The organism is Candidatus Solirubrobacter pratensis (assembly GCF_000425945.1).
Lineage (GTDB): Bacteria > Actinomycetota > Thermoleophilia > Solirubrobacterales > Solirubrobacteraceae > Solirubrobacter > Solirubrobacter pratensis.
On the sequence record NZ_KE384482.1, the window covers coordinates 104718 to 113486 of the forward strand.

12 protein-coding genes, 1 tRNA gene and 1 pseudogene are annotated in these 8769 nt (G+C 71.6%); 5 read left to right on the forward strand and 9 right to left on the reverse strand.

All coding sequences use genetic code 11. The annotated features are described in order from the left end of the window. Nucleotides 1-23 precede the first annotated feature (23 nt). From H958_RS0133380 to H958_RS44620, 3 genes are read right to left on the reverse strand one after another with little or no spacing between them, the layout of a single operon-like run. Complete coding sequence (locus tag H958_RS0133380; RefSeq protein ID WP_028061832.1) at nt 24-551, reverse strand: hypothetical protein; 528 nt, start codon at nt 549-551, stop codon at nt 24-26. Nucleotides 552-562: 11 nt separating this feature from the next. Then, nucleotides 563-1045, reverse strand: a complete 483-nt coding sequence (locus H958_RS0133385) for a hypothetical protein (RefSeq protein WP_028061833.1) — start codon at nt 1043-1045, stop codon at nt 563-565. Continuing rightward, nucleotides 1042-1869 (reverse strand): CHAP domain-containing protein, encoded by an 828-nt coding sequence (locus H958_RS44620; RefSeq protein ID WP_028061834.1) that lies wholly within the window; start codon nt 1867-1869, stop codon nt 1042-1044. Before H958_RS44620 ends, H958_RS0133385 begins: the two co-directional genes overlap by 4 nt. Nucleotides 1870-1926: 57 nt before the next feature. On the opposite strand from H958_RS44620, the gene H958_RS0133395 reads away from it, so the two are divergent. Beyond that, on the forward strand, nt 1927-2301 hold the full coding sequence (locus H958_RS0133395) for a VOC family protein (protein WP_028061835.1): 375 nt from the start codon (nt 1927-1929) through the stop codon (nt 2299-2301). On the opposite strand, the gene H958_RS48020 is transcribed toward H958_RS0133395, so the two are convergent. Further along, nucleotides 2298-2873: a TetR/AcrR family transcriptional regulator gene (locus H958_RS48020; protein ID WP_196807697.1), complete on the reverse strand. Its 576-nt coding sequence runs from the start codon at nt 2871-2873 to the stop codon at nt 2298-2300. The genes H958_RS0133395 and H958_RS48020 overlap by 4 nt on opposite strands. A gap of 217 nt (nt 2874-3090) precedes the next feature. On the opposite strand from H958_RS48020, the gene H958_RS44625 reads away from it, so the two are divergent. After that, nucleotides 3091-4119 carry a L,D-transpeptidase family protein gene (locus H958_RS44625; RefSeq protein WP_051325178.1) on the forward strand — a complete coding sequence of 343 codons (1029 nt, stop codon included), beginning with the start codon at nt 3091-3093 and terminating at the stop codon, nt 4117-4119. A gap of 111 nt (nt 4120-4230) precedes the next feature. Here H958_RS44625 and H958_RS0133410 read toward each other — a convergent pair whose 3' ends face one another. From H958_RS0133410 to H958_RS49300, 3 genes are all read right to left on the reverse strand, one after another. Then, on the reverse strand, nt 4231-4638 hold the full coding sequence (locus tag H958_RS0133410; RefSeq protein WP_037412704.1) for a VOC family protein: 408 nt from the start codon (nt 4636-4638) through the stop codon (nt 4231-4233). 421 nt (nt 4639-5059) lie between these two features. Beyond that, nucleotides 5060-5132, reverse strand: a tRNA-Ile gene (locus H958_RS0133420). A gap of 10 nt (nt 5133-5142) precedes the next feature. Beyond that, nucleotides 5143-6063 (reverse strand): site-specific integrase, encoded by a 921-nt coding sequence (locus tag H958_RS49300; protein ID WP_081686548.1) that lies wholly within the window; start codon nt 6061-6063, stop codon nt 5143-5145. On the opposite strand from H958_RS49300, the gene H958_RS48030 reads away from it, so the two are divergent. Both H958_RS48030 and H958_RS48840 read left to right on the forward strand, forming a co-directional pair. Continuing rightward, nucleotides 6012-6167, forward strand: coding sequence for a hypothetical protein (locus tag H958_RS48030; RefSeq protein WP_196807700.1), 156 nt, complete (start codon nt 6012-6014; stop codon nt 6165-6167). The two genes, H958_RS49300 and H958_RS48030, sit on opposite strands and share 52 nt — an antisense overlap. Nucleotides 6168-6247: 80 nt before the next feature. Then, complete coding sequence (locus tag H958_RS48840; RefSeq protein ID WP_255325484.1) at nt 6248-6376, forward strand: hypothetical protein; 129 nt, start codon at nt 6248-6250, stop codon at nt 6374-6376. A gap of 339 nt (nt 6377-6715) precedes the next feature. Here the strand turns inward: H958_RS48840 and H958_RS49305 are convergent. Continuing rightward, nucleotides 6716-7284 (reverse strand): annotated as a pseudogene (locus H958_RS49305) (haloacid dehalogenase-like hydrolase); the annotation flags it as partial. Nucleotides 7285-7311: 27 nt separating this feature from the next. Next, nucleotides 7312-7680 carry a hypothetical protein gene (locus H958_RS0133450; protein WP_156028475.1) on the reverse strand — a complete coding sequence of 123 codons (369 nt, stop codon included), beginning with the start codon at nt 7678-7680 and terminating at the stop codon, nt 7312-7314. Nucleotides 7681-7855: 175 nt separating this feature from the next. Here H958_RS0133450 and H958_RS48035 point away from each other — a divergent pair. After that, nucleotides 7856-8769 (forward strand): hypothetical protein (locus H958_RS48035; RefSeq protein WP_231379426.1); only part of this gene is annotated, 914 nt, incomplete at its 3' end.

The following is an 8769-nucleotide window of genomic DNA, read 5'->3' on the forward strand; positions in this document are numbered from 1 at the left end:
CCCGCACCATACGGGCTGGGCGCTTACGAGAGCCGATCGTGCCAGCGCTGCTGCCTGGCCAGCCAGTCCGCGGCGTAGCGCTCCGCGGCGCGCCCGCCGCCGTTCCAGCGCCGCGCGCCCTCGTGCTTGCCGTAGCGGCGGATCAGGCCCTTGGCCTGCGCGAAGCCGACGCGCATGTTCAAGCGCGGCTTGTGGCAGCCGCCCATGTCGTCGGCCATGTCCTGCAGCGCGTACCAGGTGAGCTGGCACGGCCCCACGCCCTGCATGCCGCGGCCGAGCTTGCGGTTGCGCTTGTACTCGGCGTAGCGCGCGGGCGTCACCAAGCCGCCCTTGATCGGGTTCGGCACGGGGTCCGAGCCGAACTGGTTGAGCCCGAAGGCCGCACCGGCGGAGTCTCGTCCCGAGCTCTCCTTCTCGAGGAAGGCGAGCGCGTAGGACAGCGGAAGCCCGACGCGGCGCGCCTCCTCGACCGTCGTGCGGGGGTACTTCAGGCCCATGCGCCCGAGCCGGTCGATCAGCTCCTCGTCGCGCGGGCGGGTGATGGCGGCCATGGAGGGCTCTCCTACTCGTCGATGTCGTCCAGCGGTCCGGACGCGAGCTCGTCGGCGACGTCGGCCTCCGTGAGGCCCGTCCGGTTCACCTCGCCGTACGTGGAGAGCTCGTCGACCTCCGCATCGCCGAACGCGGTCACGGCCGCGGGAAGCGCGATCGTGGCGGTGCCGCCGTGGTCCCCGTTGGCGGTCGTCGCAGCCCAGTCGGGCAGCTCGAGAGCGGGCGTGGCGGTCGCGAGCTCGCTGCGCACGGCCGCGACCTCCGCGCTCGTCGGCGGATCGGGCACGTCGTCGCCCTCGTCGCCCTCGCCGGTCAACTCGGCCGGCGCGCTGCTGGGGACGAAGTACGCCGCGAGCAGCGCGGCGCCGACGTTGATCGCCTGCTCGGCCTCGGAGTCGATCGGGATCGCCAGCTTGGTCGCGGCGTAGGTGACGGCGCCGACGATCACGCCGGCGAGCACCTTGTTGTCGATGTCGAAGGCGGCGCGCTTCATGGCGTGGTCCTCGCTCGGTCGTAGGGCGGTCGCGCGTAGCCGCGGGCCGGGAATCCCGGCGCGTGCGGGTCGCGCCGGCGGTGGAAGCATCCCCCGCCGTTGCTCTGGCTCCCGGACGTGCCGGACGACGTGTTGCCCTCGTAGGTGACGAGCACCCCGCCGCTCATGCCCTCGACGAGGCCGACATGCTGGGCATTGCCGCTGCCGTAGAGCACGAGGTCGCCGGGCCTCGGCTCGCTGTGCCACGACCAGCCGCCGAAGCCCTTCTTGGCGTTGGACTCGATGTCCGGGCAGTACTTCAGCCACGGCTGGGCCGGGAACCCGGCCGCCATCAGGAACGCGTTGCACGCCGTCCCGCACCAGTACGCGGCCGGCCCCGGCGGCACGCCGCAGAGCCGGTTCCACTGGTCGATCGCCGGCCCGCGGTTGGAGCCGGGCGGGCTCTCGGTCATGCCCGCGTGCTTGCGCGCGTAGGCGATCGCGGCGGCGGATCCGTGGCCCTCGTGCAGGCGGCGCAGTCGCCTGCGCCAGTCCGCGCGGCCCGCGGCGCGCTTGAGCTCGGTCCGCGAGCGGCGCTGAGGGTTGCGGATCTTCAGCCGCAGCGCCGGCGTGACGCCGTGCTCGAGCTCGGCCTGCGCGATCCCGAGCCCGAACATGACCTCGCGCACCGCGTCGCGCGTGTGAGGGCCGTACTCGCCGTCGACGGTGACGCGGCGATCGACCTCCCACTGCTGGAAGCGGTGATTGAGCAACCGCTGGAAGCTCGCGATCCGCCCGCTGCGCATGTTCGGCGAGACCAGCCGGAACGTCGGGAAATCCGTCATGGTGGCGGTAAGAGCCGCAACCACCCCGTCTTGATACGCGAGTGGTACACATCGCCGATGTCAGTCAGCGTCCGCTACATCCTCGACGACGTCGACAGCGCGATCGCCTTCTACCGCGACCAGCTCGGCTTCGAGGTCGTGATGCGCCCGGCACCGCCGTTCGCCATGCTCGCGCGCGGCGATCTGCGGCTGCTTCTGAGCGCTCCCAATCCGCAGGGGGGCCGCGGGCAGACGCTGCCCGACGGGCGCGTGCCGGAGCCGGGCGGGTGGAGTCGCTTCCAGCTGGAGGTCGAGGACCTCGACGCCGAGGTCGACCGCCTGAGCGCCGCCGGCGTGACGCTGCGCAGCGACATCGTCCGCGGGCGCGGCGGCGACCAGGTGATCGCGGACGACCCGTCAGGCAACCCGGTCGAGCTGTTCCAGCCGCACTAGCTGCCAGGGCCGCGCGGGAGCCCGATCGCCGCGCGCGCCAGCCGGTTCGCCCGCTCGCGGATGCCCGGCCGCCGGTCGGCGCGGACGGCCGTGCTGACCATGGTCCAGACCAGGCGGACGTCGTCGGGCTCGAGGTCGGGCGCGACGAGACCCGCCTCCTGCGCGCGTCGCAGCGGCCCGGCGATGACGGCGTTGGATCGCTCGACCAGCGGCTCGCCCCCCGCTGGGATGTCGCCGGCCGAGCGCAGGAGGTCCACCAGCGAGGCGCGCTCGGCGAGCAGCGCGAGCGCGCCGTCGACCAGGGTCACGAAGGCATCGGGCTCGTCGGGAAGCCCGGCGGCGAGCTCCTCCAGCGCCTCGATCAGCTGCTCGAGCACCGCCAGCCGCAGCGCGTCACGGGTCGGAAAGCGGCGGGCGAGCGTCGTACGGCCGACGCCGGCGGCCTTGGCGATGTCGGCGAACGGCACGTCGGGCCCGTGTTCGGCGTACAGCCGGGCGGCGGCCGCGACGATCGCGTCGCGGTTCGCACGGGCGTCGGCGCGCAGGCGCGGGTGGCGGACTTCGACGGACATCGTCGCGCCAGCGTAGAGCACTCGCCGGCCGTAAATGGACGCCGATGTCCAGTCACCCGTGGACGGCAGGACGGTGTCAGGCGCCTGCCGTCCGCAGGCCGACGGATGCCGGGAACCGGTACACGTGGTCCGGCTTCGCTGGGTACACCCCTTCAGAGCAGGAGCAACAGCCGGACTTGTCGTGCCTCGCCATGCGCATCTGAGCAAGCGCTCGCTCGTGAGCGTGGTGGTCGCGGCGCTCGCCGTGATCGCGCTGGCGCTGGCGGCAGTCGTCGCGTACGGCGCCTCAGGCCGCGATCGCATCGCCGAGGACACGAGCGCGGCAGGTGCCGACCTGGGCGGCATGACCGCGGCTGAGGCACGCGCCGCGCTGCTGCGACGTCTCGGCCCCGCGCTGCAGCGACCGGTGCGGGTGCACTATGGACGCCGGACGTTCCTCCTCACTCCGCAGGTAAGCCGCGTGCGGGTCGACGTCGATGCAATGGTCGCCGGCGCGCTCGAGCGCAGCCGCCGCGGCGACGCGTTCACGCGCGGCATCCGGAAGCTGCTCGGCGGGCTCGCGCCGATCCACGAGCCGATGCGCGTCGCCTACTCGCCCGCGGCGGTCGCGACTTTTGCACGGCACATCGCGCACCGGATCGACCACCCCGCTCGGCAGGCCGACGTGGCCTTCACACGCCGCGGGCTACGGCGGACGCCCGCCCGCGACGGCGTCGCCGTACGCCAACAGGCACTGACACGGGCGATCGCGATCAAGCTCGGCTCCGCCGGTCCGCGCACCGCCGTCGAGGTCCCCACCATGATCACGCGCCGGCCGCGCGTGACCCTGCGCGACCTTCGTCACCGCTACGCATGGCTCGTCGGGGTCAACCGGCCGCGCAAGCAGCTTCGCCTGTACCGGCATCTGCACCTGGTCAAGACCTACCGGATCGCCGTGGGGCGAATCGGACTCGAGACCGCGGCGGGGCGCTACGAGATCCAGACCAAGGCCATCGACCCGCCATGGAACGTCCCGCGCGAGCCATGGGCCGGATCGCTCGCGGGTCGCATCATCCCTTCCGGCTCACCGGACAACCCGCTCAAGGCTCGCTGGATGGGCTTCCACGACGGCGAGGGCATCCACGGGACCGACGACGTCCAATCCCTGGGGACGGCCGCGTCGCACGGCTGCATCCGCATGTCGGTCGCCGACGTCAAGCAGCTCTATCGCCGCGTGCCGCTCCATGCGCCGGTCTTCATCGTCTGACCCGATGCGCGCGCGGCGCGGCTCCCGCGTGAAGCTCGGCGCGGCGAACCGTGGAGCGGCGCGACCTCGCGTGGATCGGCGCCGCCCCTCGACTCTTGCCTGCTATCGCGATCAGGCGTCGCCCAGCCCGCCGCCCGGCGCGTAACGGTGATGCAGGTCGAGCGCGTTGCCCGCGGGGTCGAGGAAGATCGCTTGGTGGCAGACGCCGCTGTCGAACGTCTCGGATACGAACTTCACGCCCTGCTCCTCCAGGCGCTCGCGCACAGCGGCGACGTCGTCGACGCGGAACGCCACGGGCAGCGCCAGCGGCCGGAACTCTTGGCCGAACGCGGTCGGCTCCATGATCGCGAGCGTGAGGTTGCCCGCCTGGTACTCGGTCGCCGGCATGTCCCCGTAGTTCTTGACGAACGGCAAGCCGAGGATGGTGCCGTAAAAGCGCCGTGACGCCTCGATGTCCTTCGCCGGCAGCGCGACGAAGTCGACGCCAGTGATCCCGGGAGCGGCGGTGGATGAACTCATGCCGGTAAGACTGCACGACCAGCGCGTTCTCATCGGAGCCGCTCAGGTCGCGACGACTGCGGGAGCCGCAGCGACCTCCCGCTTGGTCAGGTACGGCTCGAACTCACCCACCGCCGCCGCCAGCTCAGGCATACGGGCAGCCTCCATCGTCATGCGGCCCTCCATTCGACTTCGCTCAGTGCTTCGCGCGCGAGGATGCGCGCAGGCAGAGCTGCCGCCCACGACGGGCGAGGTCGAGGGGCGCGCGGTGCGTGACTCCTTCGCTGTGGCTCCCGGCCTGCTCAGTGACTCCCGTGCGACTCTCAGCCCGACCAACCCTGACGAAGAGCGGCGAATCGTGGCGATCCGCGACCGCACGCCATGCAGCGGAAAGCGCGGAGCGGCGCGGCCTGCCGGAGATCGGCGGCGCCGCTCATATCGATGGGCCGGGCAGGATTCGAACCTGCGCGCGACGGATTATGAGTCCGCTGCTCTAACCACTGAGCTACCGGCCCTAGATGAGAGCTACAGCATGGAATCTACGGCGTAGCGCCCGATCTTGGGGTCATGCGGGGACGCTCGACGACCGCGACGAACCGCCGTCAACGGCGTGGTCGACGGGGCGGACGACGGTAAGCACCGCCACCACGTCCTCGTCCTCACCAGCCGGCCCGGCCGGCTGCGCGCGCCACGTAGTCGTTGAGGCGATCGGCGCTCCTCGGGCTGCGGCAGCAGCTTGACGTAGCGCTCGGTCGCGGCGAGCGAGGAATGGCCGAGGTACTCCATGACCTCGCGCAGCGTATAGCCCGCCGCCATCAGGTACGACGCGTACGTGTGGCGGCACTCGTGCAGCGTGACCCGCTGACGCGACCGATCGTGCGCTGCCCAAGCGGTCGGCCCGCTCGGCCGGCCGCGAGCTGAGGATCCCAACGCGACCCCTCGCTCTTGGATGCCCGCACATGGATCAGCGGGCCCTCGAAGTCGATGGGCATAGGCGAGCGCATCGTCGAGATCGAGGGCGGCGCTCAGCTGCGCGGCCTCCGCGGGGTCGGCAATCCGCAACCGCCGCGTCTCGTCGCCCGGGGGGAGCTCGACGTCGCGGGCCGGGTTCCGGGACACCAGCCGCCATGTGGGACATGCAGCGCACCTGTAGATCGCATTGACCACGGCGAGATGGTTGTTGAGGTCGAGCGCTTCAGCCCGCGGGGAACTCGTCCGAGCGCCCGGGCAGCAGGGTGTAGTCGAGGGAATGGCCGTAGCGCCGCAGCTTGGCGCTCCTGTGCGGCTTCGATCGCCTTCTGGCCGCCCTCCAGCCAGCGGGATCAGCGACAAGCGAGCCGGAGCGTCGACCTGATCCCTGCATGAGCCGATGATGGCCGGAGTATCGTCAGCGCATGTACGCCCGGCTGCCGGTGCACGCACCGCCCGCGGCTGTTCTGGCCGCACTACGCGATGTGTTGCGCGAGCGCCGGATCACCGAATACGCCGTCGTCGACCACGGGCATGACATGGCGGCCGCCGGGCAACCCGCCTCCCGGCCTGGACGCTGATCTTCGGCAACCCGGCGGCGGGCGCCCGCCTGCTGGCCCGCGACCTGGCCGCGGCGGTCGACATCCCGCTGCGGCTTGCCGTGATCGGCCGCGGCGAAGCCGGCGAGATCGTCCTGCGCGACATGCGGACGCTGATCGACGCCGACATCGCCGACGACTTCACCGACGTCCTGCGTGGGATCGCCGCGGCGGCCCGCGAGCGCATCTAGCAGCGCGCTGACGAGCCGGGACGACGCAGCCGCGCTGCTCCTTCGAGGCACACGGATGGGTGGACCGCGCGTCGGCGGCTGCCGTTCTCAACCGGCGGAAGGCGAAGCAGCGCGGCCGGCACGTCGACGTGCGCGGTCGCGCAAGCGCATGAGGAGCCGCTTAGTGGGTGGGTGGAGGACGCGCCAGACCGAGACATCAGCAATATGAGCACGCCGCCCAGCCTGCGTAGGGACGCACGTAGGCGCGCAGGTGCAGGGGTGGGCTCCACGGCTCAGCCACGCCCGAGACGGTTCCCGCAACCGGCGCGGGCGATCGCCTGTTCTCCCGCGGTCCGCGCACTAACCGGAGCGCGCTGCCGCTGCGGGCGCCGCCCCGTGGGATGTGGGGTCGCCGGCAAACACCGTCGCCCAGTCGCGCTTGATGCTCGTCACGGTCCAGCCATGCGCCGCGGCCTGTTCGAGCGCCTGCTCGGCGCCGTCGGTGTAGGCGAACTCGCGGTCGTCGTCATCGTGCAGCACGAGCAGTCGCAGCGCGGGCCGAGACGGTCCCCCGGCGTAGCGCAGCATCGGGACGTCGCCGTTGGAGTTGCCGGCGGCGAGGATCGGGCGCCGTCCGATGCGGCTCCAGATCCGCGCCGGCTTGACCGGTCCGTCGTCGAAGACGTCGGGCGACGCCTGCTAGCGCACCGTCCCGCCGTCGTCGTCGTCGCTCCAGCGCAGGGCGTTCGAGCTGCCGATCACCCGCTCGCTGGGGATGCCGTAGACCTCGTCGGTGACCGGGCGCATGAAGTCTCGGTCGCCCCCGAGGCGATGTAGCTCGTGAACCCGTTGGACTGCAGGTAGGCGAGGAGGTCGATCATCGGCACGTACGCGCACTGCAGCAGCGCGCGCCCGGTCGTCGGATGCGCACCGGGTGCGTGGCGAATTCCGGAGATTCAGGATCCTCGGGGCTCTGATCGGACGCGACGCCAAAGCGCTCCGGTCCCCACGCCGAGCGCGATCACGGCCATCGGCACCGGAAGCGCGATCAACACAAAGGGCGTCTGAGGAATCGCCTCGTAATCCTCCGAGCGGTTGAAGGGCTCCCAGTCGATCTGCCACAGGACGTCCGCCGCGAAGGCGCTCGCCACGAGAATCGCGGCCCACGAGACCGCATACAAACGCCGCTCGACGATGCCGACGATCAAGAGCATCGCGACCGTCGCGACGAAGCCGGCCATTGCCAGGGCAGCAACGTCGGAGAAAGCGAGAACCCCGGCGACGAACAGCACACTGGCCCGTGCGCGCCGCGAAGAGAGCTCCACGCCGGGGTCCTACCCGACTCGCACTCCTTTCTGCACGCGCGGGTAGCGCTCAGCGCGAGCGTGGTGCTTTGCCAGAGGACACACTGAACTTTCGACGCGTTGGTCCGCGGTCTGACACTGGTTAGAGTCGCGCCAGCCCGGGCGAGCGCCGGGGGCCGCGAACGGAGGCGTCGCTGTGTCGCGCATACGGTTGGTCCGGCTGGCAAAAGTCGTGGGCGTCGCCGTCGTGCTGGCGGCGGTGGTGGCGCCGGGCTCGAGCGCCAGGCCGGAGCGCAGGCCGCGGCCGATCTCGCCGGCGGTGGCGTTCGTGCTCCCGCCGGCACAGCAGTGCGTGAGCAGGGCCAGGCTCATGCTGCGAGTGCGCAAGGTCGCGCGCGTGAAGTGGACCGGCGTGACGATCAAGATCGACGGGAAGCGCTTCAGGACGTTCGCGCGCACCGCGCTCCCCGGCCCGTTGAAGCTCACGGGCCTCCCCAGCAAGCGGTTCGGACTCTCGATCACCGCCAGGGCGAAGGACGGCCGCAGCGCGACCGCCTCCCGGGCCTACTCGCCGTGCCCGCCGTTCGGCGGGTTCCCGACGCCCACGCCGACACCGACACCCGCACCCCCAGCCACTCCGACACCCACCCCGACGCCCACGGGCGCCCACGCGCCCGGGAGCTACTCCGGCCGGACCCCGCAGCAGGCCGTCTTCTCGTTCTACGTCTCGAACGACGGCACCCGCCTGCAGGACGTCACCGTCCCCACCTACCTCGGCTGCACGCCGAGCAAGACGTTCTACGACCACATCGGCATCGCCGACATCGCAATCGCCCCCGACGGGTCGTTCACCGCGACCACGACGCAGACCGGCGTCTTGGCGGGGGCGCCGGCACACTTCACGTACACGTTCAGCGGGCACTTCCAGGGGACGCTGGTGTCCGGCACCTACCGCGAGGACGTCAGCTACGACGACGGGACCGCGTTCGCCTGCACGACGAACCCCACGACGTGGACGGCGTCCCGAGAGGCCCTGGGCACGCAGACAGCGGCGCTCCCGGCCGGCAGCTACTCCGGCCGGACCCCGGAGCAGTCGGTCTTCTCGTTCTA